This window comes from Aequorivita sp. KMM 9714, assembly GCF_011065475.1.
Taxonomy (GTDB): Bacteria; Bacteroidota; Bacteroidia; order Flavobacteriales; family Flavobacteriaceae; genus Aequorivita; species Aequorivita sinensis.
Genome location: NZ_JAAGRO010000001.1, coordinates 124524 through 148827 on the forward strand (window position 1 = coordinate 124524; position 24304 = coordinate 148827).

Annotated in this window: 25 protein-coding genes; 10 read left to right on the forward strand and 15 right to left on the reverse strand. The window is 35.1% G+C overall.

The annotated features are described in order from the left end of the window. Window positions 1–44 precede the first annotated feature (44 nt). The 8 genes from G3A46_RS00595 (at window position 45) to G3A46_RS00630 (ending at window position 6389) form a co-directional block, all read left to right on the forward strand. Window positions 45–590 (forward strand): DUF177 domain-containing protein, encoded by a 546-nt coding sequence (locus G3A46_RS00595; RefSeq protein WP_165144774.1) that lies wholly within the window; start codon window positions 45–47, stop codon window positions 588–590. Window positions 591–599: 9 nt separating this feature from the next. After that, window positions 600–797, forward strand: coding sequence for a 50S ribosomal protein L32 (gene rpmF / locus G3A46_RS00600; RefSeq protein WP_062620449.1), 198 nt, complete (start codon window positions 600–602; stop codon window positions 795–797). A 171-nt stretch (window positions 798–968) separates the two neighbouring features. Beyond that, entirely contained in the window at window positions 969–1967 is a 999-nt protein-coding gene (locus tag G3A46_RS00605; RefSeq protein WP_165144777.1) for a beta-ketoacyl-ACP synthase III, read from the forward strand. Between the two features lie 31 nt (window positions 1968–1998). Beyond that, window positions 1999–2484, forward strand: coding sequence for an acetyl-CoA carboxylase biotin carboxyl carrier protein (gene accB / locus G3A46_RS00610; RefSeq protein WP_165144780.1), 486 nt, complete (start codon window positions 1999–2001; stop codon window positions 2482–2484). A 79-nt stretch (window positions 2485–2563) separates the two neighbouring features. Further along, window positions 2564–3916 (forward strand): acetyl-CoA carboxylase biotin carboxylase subunit, encoded by a 1353-nt coding sequence (accC, locus tag G3A46_RS00615; protein ID WP_165144783.1) that lies wholly within the window; start codon window positions 2564–2566, stop codon window positions 3914–3916. 115 nt (window positions 3917–4031) lie between these two features. Next, window positions 4032–5150 carry an FAD-dependent oxidoreductase gene (locus tag G3A46_RS00620; protein ID WP_165144786.1) on the forward strand — a complete coding sequence of 373 codons (1119 nt, stop codon included), beginning with the start codon at window positions 4032–4034 and terminating at the stop codon, window positions 5148–5150. 82 nt (window positions 5151–5232) lie between these two features. Then, a complete protein-coding gene (gene mtgA, locus G3A46_RS00625; protein ID WP_165144789.1) occupies window positions 5233–5934 on the forward strand; it encodes a monofunctional biosynthetic peptidoglycan transglycosylase in 702 nt (233 codons plus the stop codon). Continuing rightward, window positions 5931–6389 (forward strand): 3-oxoacyl-ACP synthase, encoded by a 459-nt coding sequence (locus G3A46_RS00630; RefSeq protein ID WP_165144792.1) that lies wholly within the window; start codon window positions 5931–5933, stop codon window positions 6387–6389. Before mtgA ends, G3A46_RS00630 begins: the two co-directional genes overlap by 4 nt. Window positions 6390–6394: 5 nt before the next feature. Here G3A46_RS00630 and G3A46_RS00635 read toward each other — a convergent pair whose 3' ends face one another. Further along, window positions 6395–8617, reverse strand: coding sequence for an FUSC family membrane protein (locus tag G3A46_RS00635; RefSeq protein ID WP_165144795.1), 2223 nt, complete (start codon window positions 8615–8617; stop codon window positions 6395–6397). Window positions 8618–8777: 160 nt separating this feature from the next. On the opposite strand from G3A46_RS00635, the gene G3A46_RS00640 reads away from it, so the two are divergent. Next, window positions 8778–9776 (forward strand): NADP-dependent oxidoreductase, encoded by a 999-nt coding sequence (locus G3A46_RS00640; protein WP_165144798.1) that lies wholly within the window; start codon window positions 8778–8780, stop codon window positions 9774–9776. An 8-nt stretch (window positions 9777–9784) separates the two neighbouring features. Here G3A46_RS00640 and cls read toward each other — a convergent pair whose 3' ends face one another. From cls to G3A46_RS00670, 6 genes are all read right to left on the reverse strand, one after another. Further along, window positions 9785–11242: a cardiolipin synthase gene (gene cls / locus G3A46_RS00645; RefSeq protein ID WP_165144801.1), complete on the reverse strand. Its 1458-nt coding sequence runs from the start codon at window positions 11240–11242 to the stop codon at window positions 9785–9787. A gap of 90 nt (window positions 11243–11332) precedes the next feature. After that, window positions 11333–12280 carry an ABC transporter ATP-binding protein gene (locus G3A46_RS00650; RefSeq protein ID WP_165144804.1) on the reverse strand — a complete coding sequence of 316 codons (948 nt, stop codon included), beginning with the start codon at window positions 12278–12280 and terminating at the stop codon, window positions 11333–11335. A 7-nt stretch (window positions 12281–12287) separates the two neighbouring features. Further along, on the reverse strand, window positions 12288–12683 hold the full coding sequence (locus G3A46_RS00655) for a hypothetical protein (RefSeq protein WP_165144807.1): 396 nt from the start codon (window positions 12681–12683) through the stop codon (window positions 12288–12290). Between the two features lie 2 nt (window positions 12684–12685). Beyond that, window positions 12686–12850, reverse strand: a complete 165-nt coding sequence (locus G3A46_RS00660; RefSeq protein ID WP_165144810.1) for a hypothetical protein — start codon at window positions 12848–12850, stop codon at window positions 12686–12688. Between the two features lie 139 nt (window positions 12851–12989). Beyond that, on the reverse strand, window positions 12990–14009 hold the full coding sequence (gene pheS, locus G3A46_RS00665) for a phenylalanine--tRNA ligase subunit alpha (protein WP_165144813.1): 1020 nt from the start codon (window positions 14007–14009) through the stop codon (window positions 12990–12992). Between the two features lie 76 nt (window positions 14010–14085). After that, the gene (locus G3A46_RS00670; RefSeq protein WP_165144816.1) at window positions 14086–14442 is read right to left on the reverse strand and encodes a hypothetical protein; all 357 of its coding nucleotides are present in this window, start codon (window positions 14440–14442) and stop codon (window positions 14086–14088) included. Window positions 14443–14545: 103 nt separating this feature from the next. Here G3A46_RS00670 and G3A46_RS00675 point away from each other — a divergent pair, with 103 nt between their 5' ends. Next, window positions 14546–15094 carry a CvpA family protein gene (locus G3A46_RS00675; protein ID WP_165144819.1) on the forward strand — a complete coding sequence of 183 codons (549 nt, stop codon included), beginning with the start codon at window positions 14546–14548 and terminating at the stop codon, window positions 15092–15094. Between the two features lie 16 nt (window positions 15095–15110). Here G3A46_RS00675 and G3A46_RS00680 read toward each other — a convergent pair whose 3' ends face one another. The 8 genes from G3A46_RS00680 to G3A46_RS00715 all read right to left on the reverse strand — a co-directional run bounded on the left by G3A46_RS00680 (window position 15111) and on the right by G3A46_RS00715 (window position 24256). Then, window positions 15111–15899, reverse strand: coding sequence for a tetratricopeptide repeat protein (locus G3A46_RS00680; RefSeq protein WP_165144822.1), 789 nt, complete (start codon window positions 15897–15899; stop codon window positions 15111–15113). 23 nt (window positions 15900–15922) lie between these two features. Further along, on the reverse strand, window positions 15923–17695 hold the full coding sequence (locus G3A46_RS00685) for a BatD family protein (protein ID WP_165144825.1): 1773 nt from the start codon (window positions 17693–17695) through the stop codon (window positions 15923–15925). A gap of 3 nt (window positions 17696–17698) precedes the next feature. Beyond that, entirely contained in the window at window positions 17699–18595 is an 897-nt protein-coding gene (locus tag G3A46_RS00690; RefSeq protein ID WP_165144828.1) for a tetratricopeptide repeat protein, read from the reverse strand. Then, window positions 18576–19625 (reverse strand): VWA domain-containing protein, encoded by a 1050-nt coding sequence (locus tag G3A46_RS00695; RefSeq protein WP_165144831.1) that lies wholly within the window; start codon window positions 19623–19625, stop codon window positions 18576–18578. The genes G3A46_RS00690 and G3A46_RS00695 overlap by 20 nt, the downstream gene beginning before the upstream one ends. 1 nt (window position 19626) lies before the next feature. After that, window positions 19627–20631, reverse strand: a complete 1005-nt coding sequence (locus G3A46_RS00700) for a VWA domain-containing protein (protein ID WP_165144834.1) — start codon at window positions 20629–20631, stop codon at window positions 19627–19629. After that, window positions 20621–22288 (reverse strand): DUF4381 domain-containing protein, encoded by a 1668-nt coding sequence (locus tag G3A46_RS00705; RefSeq protein ID WP_165144837.1) that lies wholly within the window; start codon window positions 22286–22288, stop codon window positions 20621–20623. The genes G3A46_RS00700 and G3A46_RS00705 overlap by 11 nt, the downstream gene beginning before the upstream one ends. A 14-nt stretch (window positions 22289–22302) precedes the next feature. Then, entirely contained in the window at window positions 22303–23166 is an 864-nt protein-coding gene (locus G3A46_RS00710; protein WP_165144840.1) for a DUF58 domain-containing protein, read from the reverse strand. Between the two features lie 85 nt (window positions 23167–23251). After that, complete coding sequence (locus tag G3A46_RS00715; RefSeq protein ID WP_139853964.1) at window positions 23252–24256, reverse strand: MoxR family ATPase; 1005 nt, start codon at window positions 24254–24256, stop codon at window positions 23252–23254. Between the last annotated feature and the right edge of the window lie 48 nt (window positions 24257–24304).

The following is a 24304-nucleotide window of genomic DNA, read 5'->3' on the forward strand; positions in this document are numbered from 1 at the left end:
CCCGCCTTATCCGTAAGGTTAAGGTCTTAAATTTAGGTGTGATAATGAAGGAATTGAAAGAATTTACCATCCCTTTTGTAGGGTTGAAGTTAGGAAAACACCAGTTTAACTTTGAATTAAATAAAGCGTTCTTTGAGCATTTTGAGTATGACGAATTTAATAACGCAGCTATTAATCTCAACGTATTGCTGGATAAAACGAGCACGTTATTAGAGTTTACATTAATCTATGACGGAAGTGTAAACGTTGCTTGTGATATTACAAACGAATTATATGATCAGGAAATTTCAGGATCATACAAATTTGTAGTAAAATTTGGAGAAGAATACAATGATGAGAATGAAGATTTGCTAATTATTCCTCACGGAAGTTATGAAGTAAACATTCAGCAATTCATTTATGAATCGATTGTTTTGGCAATGCCATCACGAAAAATTCACCCTGGAGTAGAAGACGGCACATTAAAGAGCGACATACTAGATAAACTTGAAGAACTTAGTCCGAAAGCAATTGATGAAGAATCGGTTGTAGAAGACGAGAATACCGATCCCCGTTGGGATTCATTAAAAAAACTATTAACGGATAAATAATAAATAGCAATGGCACATCCAAAGAGAAAAATCTCGAAAACAAGAAGAGATAAAAGAAGAACGCATTATAAAGCTACTGCACCTACTCTTGCAACTGACCCTACAACAGGTGAGTCACATCTTTTCCATAGAGCTCATTGGCACGAAGGAAAAATGTACTACCGCGGACAAGTTGTTATCGATGCAACTGAGCAAGTAGAAGCTTAAACTCATTTACAATAACTGGGAACTCTCACGGGAACGTGAGGGTTTTTTTATTTTTTAACTTTGCAAAAAGTCAAAAAACGACATACTAGTGCCGAAATTCAAGTAAAATTTAGTAATTTTCACACCTTTTAAAGGGTTTTTACTCTTTTAAGTGAATTTTAATTCCGCTTTATGAACAATATAACGGCAGCCATTACCGCTGTAGGAAGTTACGTGCCAGATTACGTTCTCTCTAACAAGGTTCTAGAAACAATGGTCGATACCAACGACGAATGGATTACATCTAGAACTGGAATAAAAGAAAGAAGAATTTTAAAGGACAAGGATAAGGGCACTTCCTATTTAGCTATACAGGCAGCAAAAAACCTGCTAGAAAAAAGCAATACCGACCCAGCAGAAATTGACTTGGTTATTATGGCTACAGCAACGCCAGATATGCCAGTTGCTACAACAGGTGTTTACGTAGCCACACAAATTGGTGCCGTAAATGCTTTTGCTTACGATTTAGTTGCGGCTTGCTCAAGCTTTCTCTTTGGAATGTCTACAGCAGCACGCTACATAGAATCTGGAAAATACAAAAAAGTACTATTAATAGGCGCAGATAAAATGTCGTCTATTATTGATTATACAGATAGAACTACATGTATAATATTTGGAGATGGCGGAGGAGCAGTTTTATTTGAACCTAATACTGAAGGTCTTGGCGTTCAAGATGAACACCTACGTACCGATGGAATAGGAAGACCATTTCTTAAAATTGATGCGGGTGGATCTTTACTTCCAGCCTCAATAGAAACTGTAAACAACAAACAACACTTCGTTCATCAAGAAGGAAAAACAGTATTTAAGTTTGCTGTTTCTAATATGGCAGATGTTTGTGAAAAAGTGATGAAGAAAAACAACCTTTCTGGAGAAGATGTAGATTGGCTTGTACCTCATCAGGCAAACAAACGAATTATAGATGCTACCTCTACAAGAATGAACCTACCTCCTGAAAAGGTTATGATGAATATTCATAAATACGGAAATACTACATCAGCTACATTACCTTTGTGTTTATCCGATTATGAAAAACAACTTAAAAAAGGAGATAATTTAATATTTGCTTCCTTTGGAGGAGGCTTTACTTGGGGCGCCGTTTACCTTAAATGGGCTTACAATTCAAAATAATTTTAACCACCTAAAGACTAAATTTTCTAATATGGAATTAAAGGATATACAAAACTTAATCAAGTTTGTGGCAAAAAGTGGTGCCAGCGAAGTGAAACTAGAAATGGAGGATATCAAAATCACCATTAAAACTGGTTCTGATGATAGTAAGGGTGAAACTACTTACATTCAGCAAATCCCTACTATGCAAGCGCAACCTCAAATGCAGCAACCGCAAATTCAACACGCTCCTGCTGCCGATGCAACTGAAGCAAAGAAAGAAGAGGCAGATTCTAAACTTATTACTATAAAGTCTCCAATTATCGGAACTTTTTATAGAAAACCATCTCCAGATAAAGCACCATTTGTTGAAGTTGGAAGCAATATCAATACAGGAGATGTACTTTGTGTGATTGAAGCTATGAAACTTTTCAACGAAATTGAAAGTGAAGTTTCTGGTAAAATTGTAAAGGTTCTTGTAGACGACTCTTCTCCAGTTGAGTTCGACCAACCTTTATTTTTAGTAGATCCATCATAAATATAAACTCCAAATCCCAAATCCAAATCCCAATATTTTTGGAATTTGAGGTTCGGAATTTGTTATTTAAGGAAAAGTTATGTTTAAAAAGATATTAATTGCAAATAGGGGCGAAATAGCACTGCGCATAATTCGTACCTGTCGCGAGATGGGAATTAAGTCTGTAGCAGTTTACTCTACGGCCGACGAAGAGAGCTTGCACGTACGCTTTGCAGACGAAGCTGTTTGTATTGGACCAGCACCAAGTCACTTGAGTTACTTGAAAATGTCTAATATTATAGCTGCTGCAGAAATTACAAATGCAGATGCAATCCACCCTGGTTATGGATTCCTTTCAGAAAACGCTAAGTTTTCTAAAATTTGTCAAGAACACGGAATAAAATTTATCGGAGCATCACCTGAAATGATTGACCGTATGGGTGATAAAGCTTCAGCTAAAGCTACTATGAAAGCCGCTGGAGTTCCTACAGTTCCTGGAAGTGAAGGGATTTTAAAATCTTTCGAAGAATGTGAAAAAGTAGCCGAAGAAATTGGATACCCAGTAATGTTGAAAGCTACTGCCGGTGGTGGTGGTAAAGGAATGAGAGCTGTTTGGAAGAAAGAAAATCTTAAAAAAGCTTGGGAGAGTGCGCGTCAAGAAGCTGCAGCAGCCTTCGGAAACGACGGGATGTATATGGAAAAACTTATTGAAGAGCCACGCCATATCGAAATACAAATTGTTGGAGATAGCAACGGTAAAGCTTGCCATTTAAGTGAGCGTGACTGCTCTATCCAGCGTCGTCACCAAAAACTTACCGAAGAAACTCCAAGCCCTTTTATGACCGATAAACTGCGTACTGATATGGGTAACGCAGCTGTAAAAGCGGCAGAATTCATAAAATACGAAGGTGCTGGGACTATCGAATTCCTAGTAGATAAGCACAGAAACTTCTACTTTATGGAAATGAATACTCGTATTCAGGTTGAGCACCCAATTACAGAACAAGTAATTGATTACGACTTAATTAGAGAGCAAATATTAGTTGCTGCGGGAATTCCAATTTCTGGTAAAAACTACACTCCAAAACTTCATTCAATAGAATGTAGAATTAATGCGGAAGATCCATATAACGATTTCCGTCCTTCACCAGGTAAAATCAATGTTTTACATGCGCCAGGAGGTCACGGGGTTCGCTTAGATACACACGTTTACGCAGGATACACAATTGTGCCAAATTACGATTCTATGATCGCTAAGCTTATTACAACCGCTCAAACAAGAGAGGAAGCAATTAGCAAAATGAAGCGTGCCTTAGATGAATTCGTAATTGAAGGAATAAAAACTACAATTCCGTTTCACCGTCAATTAATGGATCACCCAGACTATATCGCAGGAAATTACACTACTGCTTTTATGGATACATTCAAAATGGATGAACCGGTTGAAGATTAATTTAAGTATGAATTAAAAAGCGTTTTACTTAGTACTCAAACTTTTTAAGAAGCATCAAATTCCAAAAACTTATCTTTGGTATTTGATGCTTTTTTAATTTGATAAACTTAGTACTATGAATCTCTCTTTCTGGGAATACAAAACTTGGCTTTCAGACATCGATTTTGCAATTATCGGAAGTGGAATTGTAGGGTTAAATTGTGCTTTATCGCTTAGAAAAAAATATCCTAAAAGTAAGGTAGTAGTATTTGAAAGAGGTATTCTTCCTAGCGGCGCAAGTACAAAAAACGCAGGATTTGCTTGCTACGGAAGTATATCAGAAATATTAGACGATTTAAACAACCACTCTGAAGGGGAAGTTATTCAATTAGTAAAATACCGAGTAGAAGGCCTGCAATTACTTCGGAATACATTGGGTGACAAACAACTCGATTACAAGGAATACGGCGGCTACGAGCTTTTTACAAATGAAGACTTTGAGCTTTACGAATCTTGTAAATCCAAGATTAATTACATCAACAAGTTACTTTTTTCAATATTTAAAGCTGATGTATTTTCTGAGAAAGAAAATAAATTCGGATTTAAAAATATTCAGGAAAAACTTCTTTTTAGCAAATTTGAAGGCCAGATTGATACAGGAAAAATGATGCATGGTCTTCTAAAAAAAGCTTCAGAAGAAAATATTTTAATCCTCAATGCTTCCGAAATTACAGAAATTTCAGATAATGAAAATGGTGTTACACTTCAAATAAATTCATCATTCGATGTGTTGACCAAGAAAGCAATTATTGCAACCAATGGTTTTGCTAAACAATTTTTGGATGAAGATGTTTTGCCTGCAAGAGCTCAGGTACTTGTTACTAAACCCATAGAAAACCTTAAATTTAAAGGAACTTTTCACCTAGATAAAGGATACTATTACTTCAGAAATATCGGAAATAGAGTCCTATTTGGTGGGGGTCGCAATCTTGATTTTAAAACCGAAGAAACCACCGAAATGGAATTGACGGAACTTGTTCAAAACCAGTTGGAGCACTTACTTAAAACAGTAATTCTTCCAAACAATAAATTTGAAATTGATAAGAGATGGAGTGGTATTATGGGAATAGGAAAGCAGAAAAAACCAATTGTAAAAGCATTATCAAATAATGTTTTTTGTGGCGTTAGACTTGGCGGAATGGGAGTTGCTATAGGAAGCTCAATCGGGAAACAACTTTCGGATATCGTATATTAAATATTGCATAGTACTAACTACCTTCGCAAAAAATAATAGATACTGAAACAACAAAAAACAATCAGAAGCACACAGAAAATTTATGATTAAAAAACTACTCAAATTCTTATTTAAAATCCTATTATGCTTTCTCGGACTTTCAATTCTCTGGGTAGTACTTTATAAATATATTCCTGTGCCCTATACACCCTTAATGGCTATTCGCTCTATTGAAGGAGATGAAAACTACAAAACGCGCCACGACTGGGTTCCTATAGAAGAAATATCTCCATATTTACAGTTGGCGGTAATTTGTGCTGAGGACCAAACATTTTTAAGTCATAATGGCTTTGACCAAGAAGCCATTAAAAAGGCAATGGAAAGCAATGAAAAAGGAAAGAAACTTCGCGGAGGAAGTACAATCTCTCAACAAACGGCTAAAAATGCATTTTTATGGCCAGGACGAACTTGGTTTAGAAAAGGATTAGAAGCATATTTTACCATCCTTATCGAGGCTATTTGGGATAAAGAACGAATATTAGAAGTTTACTTAAATAGTATTGAAATGGGGCCTGGAGTATATGGAGCTGAGGCTGCTTCGCTGTATTGGTTTAAAAAGTCAGCAAAAAACCTCTCGACAGAACAGGCTGCAAGGATTGCTGCAATTTTACCTAGTCCGCAACGTTATAGCGCAAATCCTCCGGGATCGTACGTAGGCAGAAGAACACAATGGATTATGAAACAAATGCGCTATTTTGGTCCGTTTACTTTAGAAAAACAAGTTAAAGAAAATAAGAAAAAATGACAGCATTAGAAATTAAATCTGAGTTGCTTCACCACTGTCAAAATCAAGTTGGGGCCAGGTTTTTAAAAATAAAGCAAACTATTGCCGATATTGAAGAATCATTATTTGATGAGTCTAAAAGTAGCGCCGGAGATAAACACGAAACCGCTAGAGCAATGCTTCAGATTGATCGCGAAAATACTGGAAGACAATTACAAGAAATCGAAAAGCTAGACAACCTTCTAAAAAAGATTGATATAAAAGCTACTTCAGATTATGCTCGTTTGGGTAGTTTAATCAACACAGATAAGTTCAATTATTTTATCAGTATTTCTATTGGCGCTGTTACCATAGACAATACAGAATATTTATGTGTTGCATTAAATTCACCGGTAGGACAACTTTTATCGGGAAAACAAAAAGGAGAAAATTTTACTTTAAATGGGAATAATTATAAAATTAAAAAAGTCCTGTAATTCTTCTAGAATTGAGTTTCCGATAACACTTTAGGAATCTTTTTACTCATTTCCAACAACCATTTAAGCTGTTCCCGAATTAAATGTTCTTCCTCGAGTACTGAAACCAGCTTTTTGTCTTTTTCTGAACCACCAACCTCAGAAAGATTTATGCTTTTACCATAAGTAACTTCAAAAATATCTTCAGGTTCCACAAGCTCCCGATTTATTTCAGAATATTTTTCTGAAGTAAGTATAGCCTCAGCAAACTTTAAATTTTCAACAATTCGGTTAGAAACCTTATTAAAATTATCTGTTGCAGGAGTAGTTGGATTATTTAAAATATAAGTGCTCAATGATGCTAAAGACGACAAAAATGTATGGTTAAGCATTGCAATTTCATACACCTTATCTAAGTTCTTTTGTTTAGACTTTGGCTCTTGTGTCATTCGTTGAAAAGCTGAACTCAAATCGGACATTTCTAAAAACGCCTTTTTTCGAGCTACTTTATACTTATCAGAAACCTCTCCTTTTGTATTGTAATAACTAATTATTTCTTCTAGATAAACTCGATTCGCATGTAAAGATTTCACCAAAGTCTTTTGCATACTTTCTATTTCCCAAGCGGGCCAAAGGAGTAAATTCCCCAATGTAGCCAACCCTGCTCCTATTGCAGTGTCTATAACTCTAAACTGAATAACGCTAAATGTATCGGGGCGTAATAATGCATAAATAAAAACAACACTTAGGGTAATAAAAGTGGCAGACGCACGATAATTGCGCTGTATCATCGAAAAAGCAATTATCAATGAAGTAATTGCTAAGATACCATAAACAGTGGTGTTTTGTGTGATTAAAACAATTGCAACAGCTATAATTCCACCTATAAGAGTACCAACTGTACGTTCAATTGAGCGGGTTTTGGTAAGCCCAAAAGTTGGACGCATTATAACTATTAAAGTAAGTAAAATCCAATATGGGTTTTGAATTTTAAATATAATCCCTACGCCATATCCTATCATCGTCATCGCTGCAATGCGCAAAGAGTGTTTAAATATTGGAGATTTTAAATTGAAATTTTCTACTAAAACTTCAAAATCATAATTCTCTTTAGTTAAAAATCGCTTGGCATATACATGCTTGATAAATGGAATTTGTCGACGATCAGGATTACTGAGCAACCACTCTATTTTTTCTATTTTTTTAACCTGTTCTTTTTGATACTTATATAAGTTTCTAAGCATTAAAGAATCTTCATCATAAACCTCTTCAGAAGAAAATACATCCTCCTTTACACATTCTAAATAGGATTCAATAGTTGTACTTTTAGGGAGTCTTTTAGGTCTTGAAAGATAATCTGAGATAGTCACTAACCTATCACTCATTGCAAACAACAAGCCCTGAAAATCTTCTAATTGCTTCGGATTTTTTTTAAACAACTCGTCTGTTTTCGAGTAATTCACCGGATTGGTCATTGCCAATTCGAGCATATCGATTAACTGAGCGAATATTAGCATTCGCTTCCCCTCATAATCAGACTTCCCTGACCCTTTTCTAGAAGAAATTAAAATTTCTCGCAATGTTTCGTGCGTTGTGGTAAGTTCTGTTTGAAGGTGGAGAAGATTTTTTAAAAGCTCTGTTCTATCTTTCTTTTCCTTAACCAAATTGCCACGGGTGCGTAAATAATCTGCTGTTAGCTTAATTGTTTTTGAAAGATAATATTCCGTAGGTGCTTTCGGAAAGATATAATGTCGCAATAATGAAAGCGAAGCATACCAAAGTCCACCAACCCCGATAAGCAACATTCTTTCATAAGGTTGCAAATCGTTAGAAATATTTGAAAAACTAAGTACTAAAGCAAACAAGCCAGAAAAACTGATTAACGATGCTCTAAAACCATAAATAGCTAAGTAGGAAATACTAAACATTAAAATTCCTAAAACAGGAAATAACAACCACAATGAAAGATGAAGGTAGCCGCCTATAAAACTAATTATCATCGATAACAGAGTAGCAAGAAGAATCCCTGTTATCTTATGTCGAATACCTCCGCTTACATCACTTGGGGAAGCAAGCATCGCCCCTACTGTAATGGTTATCCCAATTTCTAGCATGTCGAGTTTTAACCCTACTATAATTGGAATCGTTAAAGCAATTCCCAATAATATAGCCTTAGAAAAATCGGTACTTTTAAAGTATTCCGAAAGTTCTTTAAGAGTTTCCCTTACTATGTTTTGAGATGTTTTCAATTAGTTAAAATTCACAAGTTGCAAAGATATTGACTACGCCTCGTAAGTTTGTTCTTTTCTGAAAAGAAACTTTGTTATTCTTTTATTAAATAAACTTATTCACAGTGAAAATGCGTGTTAATACCTTAACTTTAAGCTATTATCTATAAAATTATGAAAAATGAAAAATAAAGTTATAATTCTAAAGTCACGACCAGTTGGTAAACCTACTCAAGATGACTTTGGGTTTACAGAAGAAACAATGCCTGAAGCTCAAGATGGTGAAGTGTTATTAAAAATTAAATACGTATCCGTAGATCCTTATTTACGTGGAAGAATGCGCGATGAGAAATCGTATATCGAACCTTTTAAAGTTAATGAACCATTAGAGTCTGGTATTATTGCTGAAGTTGTTGAGTCTAAAAATAAAAATTTTAAAAAAGGCGAGTTTGTAAATGGGATGCTAAAATGGAAGCAATTTCAAACTTCCAACGGGAATGGTTTAAATAAAGTAGATCGAAATAAAGCGCCTTTAAAAGCGTATTTAGGTGTTTTAGGTCTTACAGGAATAACTGCTTATTTAGGGCTCGAAAAAATAGGAAACCTTAAAAAAGGAGAAACTCTTTTAGTATCTGGAGCTGCTGGAGCCGTAGGAAGTGTTGTTGGCCAAATTGGAAAAATAAAAGGTTGTAATGTTGTTGGAATTGCGGGTAGTGAAGAAAAAACAAACCGAATACAAGAAGAATTTGGCTTTGATAAGGCTATCAATTATAAAACCACAGACAATATGCATAAAGCTATTGCCGACGCTTGCCCGAATGGAGTAGATGTTTACTTCGATAACGTTGGAGGGGAAATTTTGGATGCTGCTTTAGCAAATATGAATAAATACGGTCGCGTGGTATGCTGTGGTGCAATTTCACTATACAATGAAACTAAAACTCCAAAAGGGCCAAGAGTTGAAACCAAACTTATCAAGAACAGTCTTTTAATGCAGGGTTTTACTGTGAGGGATTTTGTAAAAGATTTTGGGCCAGCTCAAAAACAATTGGCTAAATGGATGGAAGAGGATAAAATAAATTATTTAGAAACCATAGTTGAAGGTTTCGACAATATTCCAAAGGCATTTATTGACCTATTCGATGGTAAAAACAAAGGAAAAATGATTGTGGCAGTTTAATCTCATTCCTACATCAGTGGTGAAAATAATCCCGCTAATTTTTCAAGAATTTGGGTAAGGTTAGATCGGTCATTCCATTTTTTAGCATCAATAACGATAGCATCTTTTAAATCATTGTAGAAAGCAGTGTGAAGTTCTTCTGCAATTTCTTTATCATAAACTATTGCATTGACTTCAAAATTAAGGTCAAAACTACGGATGTCCATATTTGCAGTTCCAACTATTGAAAGTTGTTTATCAACAACCATGGTTTTAGCATGTACGAATCCTTTTTGATATCGATAAATATTTGCACCTGCATTTATTAGACGTCCGTAATACGACCGGGCTGCATAGTTAACAAATTTAGAATCTGAAATACCTGGCACTAACAAATTGACTTTAGTGCCACTTGCTGCCGCTATTACTAAACTTTCTAAAATAGTATCACCAGGTATAAAATAAGGTGTGGTAATAAGTATCTCCTCTTTGGCTAAGCTGATTGCTTGTAACAAGCTTTGTTGAATTAGTGGGGAATCTGAATCTGGCCCACTGAATGCTATTTGAACAACCTTATCTGTTTTTGAAGGAATTGTACTATCATCAGGAAAAAAGACTTTAGTTGGTTTTAAGGCTTCGCCAGAGCAATAATTCCAATCACCCATAAACACATATTGTAAGCTTTTTACAATAGGACCTTCAATTTGTAAATGCGTATCACGCCAATACAACTTGTTTTTGTCTTTGGAATTATTAACGTATTTATCACTAACATTTATTCCTCCTACAAAGCCTACTACTCCATCTACAACAATAATCTTTCGATGATTTCGGTAATTTATTCTGTTCGCAAAACTGATGAGCTTTATTTTGTAAAATGGAAAAACACGGATTCCAGCTGCTTGCATTCTTTGAACTTGTTTTTTCCGAATTGGTCTACTTCCAAAGTCGTCGTAAATAAATCTTACATCTACACCTTCTTTTGCTTTTTCAATTAAAAGGTCGATAATCCGACAACTTATATCATCGTCTTCAAAAATATAATACTCAATATGAATATGGTTTTTAGCGCTTTTTAAGGCCTCAATAACACGCGGAAATTTATTTTCCCCATTAAGCAATAAGGTTACATCATTACCTTCAAAAATTGGACTTAAACTTTTATTGAGAATTAGAGTAGCGAGCTTTTCAAAGTTTTTTACAGATTCTTTTCTCGTTTTAAAAATAATTTGTGAAGTTTCTAGAATCCTTTCTCGCATTGTCATTTCCAATTCAGGGTTATTGAAAATTTTCTTGCTATACATTTTCCGTTTTCGGTAATTAATACCAACGGTAAAGTAAATGATAATACCAACTAGAGGTAATAAAATAACAGCGAGAAGGTAAGCGAGAGTTTTTGTTGTGTTTTGTGTGTCGTAAACCACCCGAACACATACCAGGAGAACTATAATTATATAAACTATTTCGGCAATTAAAATCCAGTTCATTTGTTATAGAGTTGAGGGAGCATTGCTTAAAAATAAAGCTTTTATCCTAATTTATGTTCTAAAATGGGTTCTCTTGTCGAGAAAATTTACTTAAAGGTAATAGGAAAGGTTTACAAGTGTATCTACTGCAATAGATTGATTGTGTTTAAAATAAACTATTTGATTGTTCCAAACACCTTCTATAAGATAATGATCGCCTTTAAAATAGCTTTTTTGAACACTTATTTTAAAACTTGTATTCTGTGAAGATAATCGCAGTTGGTGCGGAAAAACAATGATCTTTTCAGAAGATGCACTTTCGTTGAATAAATTTTTCGGAAGTAAATTTGCTTCTCCAAAAAAACCTGCTTGATACTCTGTTGCAACGTTTTTGTAAATGAACTCTGGAGCGCCTTTCATTTCAACTTGACCCTTGTTAAGCATTAAAATTTCAGTAGAAAAGGCCAGTGCTTCTTCGCTATCATGGGTGGCTGTAATACAGCTGATGTTATTTTGTTTTAGATAGCCAAAAATCTTTCGCTGCAATTTATTTTTTCTGAAAGTATCAATATTGCTAAAGGGCTCATCAAGTAGAAGTATTTCTGGCTTGTTTGCCAATGCTTTTGCCAAGGCTACTCGCTGCTTTTGCCCTCCACTTAGGTTTTTCACTAAAGTGTCTTTAAACACCTTCATTTCTACCACTTCAAGAAGCTCGTCGATTCTTTCAGTATCCTTTTCTTCATTAAGACCAGAAAGGTGTGAACCCAAGTTTTCCGAAACAGTTGTAAACGGCATAATATTGAATTCCTGTGCTACCAATTTCATAAATGGCTCACCAGGAATAAGAGTTTTGGTAGGTCCTAGAAGTTTTTTGTCGTTGTAATAAATGCTTCCTTTATCTAAATGAAGTAAACCATAGACAAGATGTAAAAGTGTAGATTTACCACATCCACTTTCCCCAATAACACTTAGATGTTCTCCAGGTTTTAAAGTGAAATAAATATCCTTTAAAATGGTTTTATCTGTGTAGGAAAATGAATCAATTTCAACGCTAAGCATCCCGAAATTAATTAGCTAAAATCCCTTTACTTTCGAAAACAGGAAGAGCTTCTAATTTTTCATCAGATATACTATTTGGGGCAAAAACAAATTTTTGCTCAAAGAGCTTATTCTCAGCAAAAAATGTAACTAGATATTCGTTAGTAAACCCTAAAACCTCATCAGAAATGAATTCTACTTTAGCGAATGATTTTGGTGCAACATTCCCTAAATTTCGACGTAAAGTTGTTGTTGTTTTGTCTTCAGTGTTACCACGTGACATGACTAAAACAGTATCGATTTCTTCTTCTTTGTTATTTACAAAATAAACCGTCCACAAGTCTGCAGCTAACTCTTCGTCCCATTCTTTTACAGCAACGATATTAATGTTTTTTGCTTGAGGTATTTCAATATCTTTTCGCATAATTAATCTTCAATTTTCCACATTATCCATACTGCCAAAAGTGATATGGCAGATATACCTAATAAAATGGCTCCAACAACTATTTTAATATAGGCAATTACAAAAGTTAGATACGCAATAGCGATTGCAATAATGACCAATAAGGCAATGACAAGATATTTCTTCATAATACAAGGTTTTAAAATTTTAAGGTACTCTTATAAGACTTACAAGGTATCTTCTTTATCGTCAATATACTAAACGACGCCTTGTAGGAATTATGTATTAAAAATCATATGTCTCAAAGCACAGTGGTCTTAGTCTTTTTTAAAGAACACTTTTAAACTGCTCTAAAAAGCGAACGTCGTTTTCGCTAAACATTCTAATATCTGGAATTTGGTGTAATAGCATTGCAATACGATCTACACCTACTCCAAAAGCAAATCCGGAATACTCTTCAGGATCTACACCACAATTTTTAAGTACGTTTGGATCTACCATCCCACAGCCACCAATTTCTAGCCAACCTGTACCTTTTGTAATTCTGTGATCGGCTTCAGTTTCTAGGCCCCAATATACATCAACCTCAGCACTTGGCTCTGTAAATGGGAAGTATGATGGGCGAAGACGAATTTTCGACTTCCCGAACATTTCTGTTGTGAAATATTGAAGAGTTTGTTTCAAATCCGCAAAACTTACGCTTTTATCCACATACAATCCTTCAACCTGGTGAAAGAAACAATGTGAGCGAGATGAAATTGCTTCATTTCTATAAACACGACCCGGAGAAATAGTACGAATTGGCGGTTTATTGTCTTCCATATACCTAACCTGAACAGAGGAAGTGTGCGTGCGCAACAAAACATCTGGATTGGTTTGGATAAAGAAAGTATCCTGCATATCGCGAGCAGGGTGATATTCTGGTAAATTTAAAGCAGTAAAGTTATGCCAATCGTCTTCAATTTCTGGTCCTTCAGATACGTTGAAACCAATGCGCAAGAATATATCAATAATCTTATTTTTAACGATAGAAATAGGATGACGTGATCCTAATGGAATTGCCTCACCTGGTCGAGAAAGATCGCCATAAATACCTTTAGCTTCTGCACTGTCTTCAAGGGCTTGCTTAAGTGAATCTATTTTTTCTTGAGCTGTATTTTTAAGTGTGTTTATTATTTGGCCAAACTCCTTTTTTTGTTCGTTTGGAACATTTTTAAACTCAGCGAAGAACTCATTTAAAAGTCCTTTCTTTCCTAAATACTTTATACGAAAGCTCTCTATTTCTTCTTTGTTAGTTGAAGAAAATGCTTGTACTTCGGCAATGTGTTTTTTTACTGTTTCTATCATTTTCAGATAATTTATTTACTGCTAGAATCTATCTTTAAATTGGTACTTTTAGTGATAATCTTTGTTAAAAAACGAATTATGCAATTACTTCTTTTTCCAGAAAGTATTGCACAATAGCTTCTTTCATCAAAACGCTTTGCTCACCAGCTTTTAGTGGTGGAAGCTGTTCCAAAACACGGTAGTGAGGCCAACCTTGGTCATCAAAATAATCAAATTCGTAATATCCATAAGGCTCTAAAAGTCGACAAATTGCAATATGCATCAAGTCTAACTTTTCGTCTTTTTTAAATCTTCTATGAATTTGACCTAACTCTTGTAATCCAACAAGGTATATTATGGCATCAAGATCTAATACTTCGCCATCTGCAAAGCGGTTGCTCAACATGCTCACTACAGTCTCCCATCTTTCCTTTAATTGTTCGTCGCGTGCCATTTATTATATATAATTTAAGCTGCAAAGATACATTTTACTATTCTGAAATAGGAATACAGAATTCAGAATTTGGAAAACTGTATATTTATCAAAATTTTTAAATATGAATACTATAGATATTGTTGTTGGAATTATTTTAATCATCGCCTTTTTTATGGGTTTCAGAAAGGGAATCTTAAAAACATTGGCATCATTAATTGGTTTGGTAGCAAGTGTTTATGGCGCTATGTATTTTTCAGATTACGCTAGGGTATATGTTGAGCGATGGTTCGATTGGAGTGATGATTTAACTAGTCTAGCTTCATTTTTAATCACTTTTATGGTGATAATGCTAGTATTTAGCATACTTGGAAGAGTGTTGACAAAAGTCGCCAATTTTGCAATGATGGGAATTTTTAACAAGCTTTTTGGCGGGGTTTTCAATGCTTTAAAATTTGCCTTCTTAATAAGTGTAATCTTTATGTTTGTAAACGCTTCTGAAAATTATAGCATACTTTCTCCGGAACAAAGAGAAGCCTCGGTCCTATACGAACCTGTTGCATCAATAGCTCCGGCTATTCTTCCTGCCATCTTGAAAGAAGTGGATGAATTAGATATTGACATGCCAGAAATCAATTCTCCTTTTGAAGAAAAAGAAGATAGCATTCAATAAGAAGTAAGTCTAAATTTTATAATTGTTTCAAGTCTGAAGCAGGAATCCAACCATCTTTTCCATCGGCTAAAGTGATTCGATACCAATTACCATCCTTAGCAGAAATTTGAACCTTTGTGCCTTCGTGTAGAACGAAAGCAACATTGCTGCCCATTGTTGGTTCTGTTTTTACCTCAATTTCACTTGCAAAAATAATTGCAGGTTGCTTTTTTGTGAAATCGTCATAAGTTAAAAAAGCCATTGTTAAAGAGACTAATAAAAATAATCCTGCAAACATTGAACTTGCAAAAAGCAGGCGTTTTTTCTTTTCGGCAAAAGCAAAGTAGTATAACAGAAACAATGCTACGAATGATAATGAAGACACCACAGCAAGAATCGCCCACCCATTAAACGTGAAAATTCCTGCTATACTCGAATACCATTTTGAAAAAAATGTTTCTGGTAGTGGTTCAATAGCGTCAATTCGTGCATTTTCAGCAAAAGCGAGATTGTTTTTTATGTCCGCATCGTTTGGTGCAAGCTGTAAAGCTTTTTCGTAATAATACACACTCGGTCCGATGTGGTTTAATTTATATTGTGCATTTCCTAAATTGAAATACAACTCGGCAGAGTGATGTCCACTCTCTAAAATTTGCATCCAAGCATTTATTGCCTGCTGATACTTTCCATTTTTATAAAGTTCTTTTCCTTGGTCAAATAGTGCTGTATTTTGAGCAAATGCAGAAAACGAAAGAAAGAACATCATTGTTAAAATGAAGAGTTTCTTCTGAAATAAACTATTTATATTTAAAATATTGGTTTTCATAATTCTGAATTCAGCCTTCCTAATTAAACAATTTGTTTGTCGATATTCGAAATCACTTCTACCGCCTTTGCGTAATCTTGTTGTACTGAAGCCTCAGACGAAGAGGCGTAACGGGCAAATTCACAACTTTTCAGTAGTCCAATAAAGTTTTCCACTGTTGGAGCTTCTACCTTTCGTTCTAACATCATATTTGATATTAGACTCTTTTCCATTTCGGAAGTCTCGATGTTCAACTGAGCTTTAAGATAATTGTGTAAAGCACGTTCTAAAGCTTCGTAAAATGCAGTTGGATTGGAGGTGTTTCGTTTTGCTTCCGAAAGGTATTTTTTAGCAAGTCTATTTGCACGACGCAACTTATTACCTTCAACATCGCTTAAACGTTCTTTACGTTTTTTACCCGCTAAAATAAATAGTGGAATCAATAAAAATGGACCCCCTAACAACGACCAAAACAAAGCTGATTTAAAGAAAGGCTTCTCCGATTTTGACTTTAAATTAGCATCTAATTTGATGTATTTAAAATTATCTTTTGAAAGAACGACTTGTTTGTTTGTGTCGCCACCGCTAGCAACAGGCGCTGTAGCCGAAACTGGGCCGTTTTCTACTTCGATAGTAAATCCTTTGGAAGTGATAGTTTTATATTTTTCAGTCTTAGGATCAAAAAATGAAAAACTTATTGGGTTTATAGGATAACTTCCTTTAAACTGAGGAACTATAGTATAAACATTTGAAATAGACCCTTGCATTCCTCCTACTGTAGTTCTTACATTTTCGCTGTGTTCAGGCTCATAAACTTCTAAGGTGTTTGGCAGCTTTACAGAAGGAATTGTAAATAATTTTAAATTCCCATTTCCAGAAACTTTTAAATCTAACTCAAGTGATTCGTTTGCGTTGAGAGAAGTTTTATTTGTGTTCACCTCAAAAGAAAAATCGCCAACAGCCCCATTAAATCCATCTGGTTTTCCTTCTAAAGGAAGCGGCTTAACATCAATTGTTCTTTTCCCTGCAGAAATTGTTTTGTTAACTCGCTGCATTATTCTACGTCCAAAAATATCCCGTCTGTTTCCTTGAACATCTACTGGCACGTCTAACGTAAGTGGTTCAATGTCTAATTTTCCAGTTTTTTGAGGATATAAAACGGTAGTTCGCAATATTACATATCGATAATCTTGACCGTTATATTTCCCCTCCATAACCTTAAAGTTATTTTGGTTATCAATATTCTGACTCCAGAAATCGGCATATTTTGGGGTGTCGATTTCACGCCATTGGCTAGTGATACTTACATCGTGTGAAACATAAAGTTTGTATGTAACCGTAATGGCTTCATTTAAATATGGTGTAGCATTAGAAACTTCGGCTACTAAATGAACATTCTCACTCGCAACATAATCGGCATTGTTTCCATCTTTTGGAGTTTCCACAGCCGCAGTAACCTCAACTTCTATTGGAAGCGTTTTATAAGTTTCTCCGTCAATTTCAATCGTTGCTTGACCAATGGTTACATTTCCACGTGTTTGAGGAGATAAAAAATATGAATATGTTTTTGAAAAACTCCTTTTTCCATTAATCCAAGAGTTACTAATAGATTGGTTTGGACCACCAACTACTCTAAAGTTTTCAAAATTAGGCGGTCTAAAATTATCGCCATCTTGATTCATCTCAAAATCTACTCGTAAACGTTCATTAATTCCGAGTCTTTTTTTACTAACCTTGGCATCAAATTGAACCTGTGCAGATGCAGCAATACTACACAACACAAATCCTATAAGAAATAACAAACTCTTCGTCTTCATAATCTACCAGTCTTTATCTGATTTCACTTTGGCGCCTTTTTGCTTTTCAGCATTAATCTTTTCTTGCGTCTTTTTCTCTTCGTTATTCATTGCTTCCAACAAACTTTTTACCTGCTGAGGAGAAAGTTGACCAGGAACAGGTTGTTGCTGTTGTGGCTTATCTCCTTCCGAATCTTTAGGTTTATCAGACTTTCCTTCATCTTTATCTTTGTCGCCTTCATCCTTTTTATCTTTCTGATCACCTTTATCCTTATCGTCTTTTTGGTCGCCCTCGTCGCCTTTATCGCCGTCTTTATTTTTGTCGTCTTGGTCTTGTTTATCTTGGTTATCCTGATTTTTCTTGTCGTCGTTTTTATCGTTTTGATCTTCTGGTGGTGGCGGATTTTTATCTAATAAATCTTTTGCCAATGCCAAATTATAACGAGTTTCATCGTCGTTAGGGTTGTTTCGAAGTGCATTCTTATAACTTTCTACAGCTTCAGTATATTTCTTTTCATTCATATACGTATTCCCTAAATTATGAAAAGCTCTATGCTTTTCAGCTTTGGTCGTAGCTGTAACTGCTGCTTGTTTAAAACGAAGCATTGCCTCTGCATTTTTTTCTTTTCCGTAGTAAGCAGTACCTAAGTTGTATTTGGCAGTTTCATCTTTTGGGTTTAATGAAATTGCTTGCCTATAATTTGCTTCTGCATCTGGAAATTTTTCTTTCTGAAGCATTTGTTGCGCTTCACTTAAATAATTCTGAGCAGCTTTAAGTTCCTTTATTTGCTCTTTTGACTGCTGTGCAAATGAATTCAATGAAATAATAGATATACATAGAATCATTACAATTCTAAATATCTTATTATTCTGAAAAAACGTTCTTTCTACAAACATCATCTTATTGTTTTTCCTTTTCATTAAACAAATTCAATTTTTTAAGCCAAGCCGTTTGTCTTTCTAAAAAGAATACATCTAAAACCAGCAAAAATAGTGCCCCAGCTAAAAACCATTGAAACTGATCTTTAAAATCTGTGAATTGTTTGGCTTCAAATTCCTTTTTATCCATTCCACCTAAAATAGATTTTACTCTATCTACTACAGCTTTTGTATTGGCTCCATCAATATACTCACCATTAGTAGTTTGAGCTATCTTTTTAAGAGTTTCTTGACCTAATCGACTTATAACTTGTTCATTATTTCTGTCGCGAAGATAATACTGTAGTACTCCATTCTTTTTAATTGGAATTGGTCCACCTTCAATAGTACCTACACCAATAGGGAAAATTCTTATTCCTTTTTCTGCAGCCTCTTCAGCAATTTTAGCAATATTACCCTCGTGATCTTCTCCATCTGAAACTAAGAACATCACTCGGTTGGTTTGGCTCTCATCGTCGTAGAACGTTTGTGCCATTTCAATTGCCTGCGTAATGGCAGTACCTTGAGAGGAAACCATATCGGTGTTCATTCCGTTTAAGAAAAGTTTTGCCGAGCCAAAATCGGTTGTAATTGGCACCTGCGGAAATGCGCTACCTGCATAACCAATAATTCCCACTCTATCTCCAGCAAGACCATTTATTATCTGAGTAATGAGTTGCTTAGATTTGTCCAATCGATTGGGCGCAATATCTTCAACAAGCATACTTTTGGAAACATCTAAAGCAAAAACAATATCAACACCTTCGCGTTTCATTGTTTCTAATTTAGTTCCAATTTTGGGATTTACCAATGCCACACTCAATAAAGCTATCGCCAGACACAGTACGAATATTTTTAAAGTCGATTTAAAAATAGAACGGTTTGGACTTAATTTCTTTAATAGTTCTTTATCGATAAACTTTTTTTGTATCGATTTTTTCCAAACTAAAAGCAATAGAAAACCCACCACTATCACCGGAATGGCGATGAGGACGTAGAAGTAAATTGGTTTTTCTAATACTAACTGATCCATTTTATAAAAATCCTTTAAATATTGTTGTTCGCAACAAAAACTCAAGCCCTAATAGAATCAAAGCGAAAATCACAACTGGACGGAACATTTCGTCGTAGTTTGTGAATTTGAATTCTTCAATATCGGTTTTTTCTAGTTTATTAATCTCCTCGTATATCTGCTCTAACTTGGTGTTATTTGTCGCACGGAAATATTGTCCGCCTGTTTTATTGGCTATATCCTTCATTAAAGCTTCATCGATTTCAACCTTAACGTTCCCGTATTGAAACCCACCGTCTGGACGAATTGCAATAGGAGACATCGCCATACCATTACTTCCCAATCCAATGGTATAAACTTTTATACCAAATTCAACTGCCAATTCACTTGCAATTTTTGGATCGATAAACCCTGAGTTGTTTACACCATCTGTAAGCAAAATAATTACTTTGCTCTTGGCACGACTATCTTTTAGTCTATTTACCGCTGTTGCCAATCCCGACCCAATTGCAGTTCCTCCTTCAATCGTAGTGTTATAGGTTACATTTTTTAAAGAAGATAGAACAATAGTTTTATCACTTGTAATTGGGGTTCTTGTAAAGCTCTCTCCCGCATATTCCACCAAACCAATTCTATCATTTGGACGACCATTAATAAACCTAGCGGCAACAGTTTTTAACGCTTCCAATCTATTGGGCTTTAAATCTCTTGCCAACATACTAGCAGAAACGTCTATTGCCATTACAATATCAATCCCACGTGTTGTTTTGGTCTTTGTAGTTTCATCTACTGTTCTTGGGCGTGCTAAAGCAACAATTATTGCTGAAAGCGCTAAAAGACGTAATACAAATAGCAAAGGTTTTAATTTTGCCAACCAGTTTCTTCCTGTTTTAAAACCTTGTACAGATGATATTTTTAAAGAGGCTGTTTGTTGTTTTCGCTTCCATAAATACCATAGCACAAGCACTGGTAGTATCAAAAACAGCCAGAAAAACTGCGGATTTACAAATTCGAAATTACTGCCCATCTTTCTCTGAAATTTCTAGCTCAATTGAAGCTATAATTCTTTCTTTAATTTCTTCGGCATATTTGCCATCGTCTTGATATACTAACAACACTTCTTGCAGGCCATTTTGCTGAGCAAAAAGCAATAGTTCGTATGTGCTTTTCTCTTTTAAAACTTTCGAATCTGAAACTTGAACATTGAATTCACCATAGGCTCTTACTCCTTTTATTCCTTTATCAGTTTCAAAGTCGTCTCGTTTTACGATTAAGTTTTTAGCACCTCGTTGCTCTAAATCTTGAAGAACAGCTTCCAAAGCATTTTCTAAAGCAATATCTTGTTTCTGACTAAAACGTGTTGTTGAAACCATAATATGCAATGGAGATTTCATTTCACCATAAATGAAATAATCTTTTCCACTTATCATACTATTTTCTGCATTTGCATCTTGTGCTTCTACACGCACAAGCACTTCAGGCGTTTCAATAATTACAGCTGGAAATCCGTATTCACTTTTTATCCATCTATTTTCAGAGAGCTCCCTTAGTTCGTTACCAAAAACTTTATCTTTTAGATTGTCAAAACCTGTTATACTTCCATAAACAACACCTGCTAAAATGATGGCTACAAGTACTCCTGAAATTCCAAGTATTAACTTTCTGCGCTTGCGTTTCTTCTCCAGTTTTTCAAGATATTCTTGAGTTTCTAACAACTCTTCTTCTGTTGGCTCCGGAACAGCTTCATGAGTTTCGTTGATAATCTCTTCTATAGTTTTTCTATCTACAACCGCTTGACCGGTTTCTTGGTTCATTTTAGCGAATTTCACCAAATCGGCACGTTTAAAAATTGCATCAAGCTTGCGAATAGTTTCCAAATCGAAATCGAAACTACCAGCATCTCTATGCATCATCAGTCTTGTGATAAGCTCATCACTGGTGCTTTCTAGCGCAGCTTCATCAACCTCACGATCGAGATAACGTTTTACAATTTCAGTAAGATTACTATAGTATTCTTTACTTTTATTTTCCTTGAGCAACTGAGAATTATCAAGTTGTTTAAGCGCTACAATTGCTTCTTCATAAGGAGGTAATTGCTTTTGCTCAGCATCTTTTCTCTTTTTTCTTCTGAATAGATAAATTGCAAGACCAACAATAAGAAGTATTGGAATTAACCAGTACAAAAGTTGAAGCCAATTAAAAGGTGGATTTTTTACTTCTACCGCAGGTTTAATGTCGAACATTTTCTGCTTAGTAGTATCAATAATTACATCGTTTACTTCTACTTTAACCGAATCAGTAAAAAATGGTTTTTCGTTGATAAAGATAATCTGTGGAGGAATGGTGTATTTACCACTATCAAACTGCGTTAAGCCGTATTTTTTAATGAGCTGATATTTAGCCCCTTCAAAAGTAGTATCTGCCTTATAAGATTCTATCATCTCCAAAGGCATAAAAGTTTGCTCTTCCTGAAACCTAACAATATCAGAAGAATCGGCTTCTACTTTAATAGTATAAAGAATTTCTTCTCCAATTTTGATTTTCGTAGAATCTACAGAAAAACTTACTTGAGCATTTGAGAGGAAAGAAAATAACACAAAGAATAGAGAAAAAAGAAAATAGCGGTTGCTCTGAAAGCTCAACTTTCTGTAGTTCTGATTATTATTTTGTCTAAAATCTAACATCTCAAGTTTAAAATCTAACGTCTTTTAAAATAGCCTAATAATTTCTTTACATAACTTTCATCAACCCTAGAACTCAAAGCTCCTGCCCCACTTTTTGTAAAAGATTCGGTAAAGTAATTTACACGCTCACGATGATAACTGTAATATTGATTACGGACACTTTTTGAGGCTGTGTTTACTAAAATTAATTCTCCTGTTTCTTGATCTTCCATTTGAACCATCCCTAAATTTGGAATGTTTTCTTCGGCTTTATCGTAAATTCTAATTCCAGTAACATCGTGTTTTTTTGCTGCAATTTTCAAGGTGTCTCGATAATTGTCTGCAATAAAGTCGGAAAGCACAAAAACAATAGCTTTCTTTTTCATTACGCTACTTAAAAATCTTAATGCGTTAGAAATATCAGTTTTGTTACTCTTAGGTTTGAATTCAATTAGTTCTCGGATAATTCTTAGTACGTGCGACTTTCCCTTTTTGGGTGGGATAAATAATTCAATGTCATCCGAAAAAAGAATTAGCCCAATTTTATCATTATTCTGCATTGCTGAAAAGGCCAGCGTTGCAGCAATTTCAGTTACTATTTCATTTTTAAATTGCTCTTGTGTTCCAAAAAACTCAGAACCGCTAATGTCTACCATTAGCATAAGGGTAAGCTCTCGTTCTTCTTCAAAAACTTTTACAAAAGGCTCATTGTAACGAGCTGTAACATTCCAATCTATATTACGAACATCATCTCCAAATTGGTATTTTCTAACTTCGCTAAACGTCATACCACGACCTTTAAAAGTACTGTGGTACTCGCCACCAAACACGTGATCGCTTAAGCGACGTGTTTTAATCTCGATTTTTCGTACTTTTTTGAGAAGTTCTTTTGTATCCATTGCTTTTATTTACGATATACGATTTTAGATTTACGACTGCTATACAGCATTAAAATCGTAAATCGGCATTCTAAATTCGCAAATCTTACGGTACCTCAATTACATTAACAATCTTGTTGATGATGTCTTCTGAAGTGATGTTTTCTGCCTCTGCTTCGTAGGTAATACCAATTCTATGGCGAAGTACATCGTGTACAACAGCACGCACATCTTCTGGAATCACATAACCGCGACGACGGATAAATGCGTAACATTTGGCAGCTATAGCTAGGTTGATACTTCCACGCGGAGATGCTCCAAAATTAATAAGTGGTTTCAAATCTGATAAACCATAATTTTCTGGAGTTCTTGTTGCAAATATGATGTCTAGAATATATTTTTCAATCTTCTCATCCATATAAACTTCACGAACAGAAGCTTGAGCTCTTAAAATTTGTTCTACAGAAGCAACAGGATTTACTTGCTCAAATCCACCTTTTAAGTTTTGACGAATGATTAGTTGTTCTTCAGCGATTTGCGGATATTTTATAACTGTTTTCAGCATAAAACGGTCCACTTGTGCTTCAGGTAAAGGATAAGTACCTTCTTGCTCAACTGGGTTTTGAGTAGCCATTACAAGAAATGGCTTTTCTAGCTTAAAAGTAGTCTCCCCAATTGTAACTTGTTTTTCCTGCATCGCCTCTAAAAGCGCAGATTGCACTTTAGCTGGGGCACGGTTAATCTCATCTGCAAGAACAAAATTGGCAAAAATTGGTCCTTTTTTAATACTAAAGTCGTTGACTTTCATATTGTAAATCATCGTTCCCACAACATCCGCAGGAAGCAAATCTGGCGTAAACTGAATTCGGCTAAAGCTGCCGTGAACAGCTTTTGCGAGTGTATTAATTGCAAGTGTTTTTGCAAGACCAGGAACCCCCTCAAGGAGGATGTGTCCTTGCCCTAGCAAACCAATCATAAGGCGTTCTACCATATGCTTTTGGCCCACGATAACCTTGTTCATTTCCATGGTGAGAATGTCCACAAAGGCACTTTCTCTCTCAATTTTTTCATTTAACGCTCCTATGTCAAAGGTCGAATTTGTGTTTTCCATATTGTATTTAGATTCAATGTAGAATGCTTTTTAAAAAGTTGCTGCAAA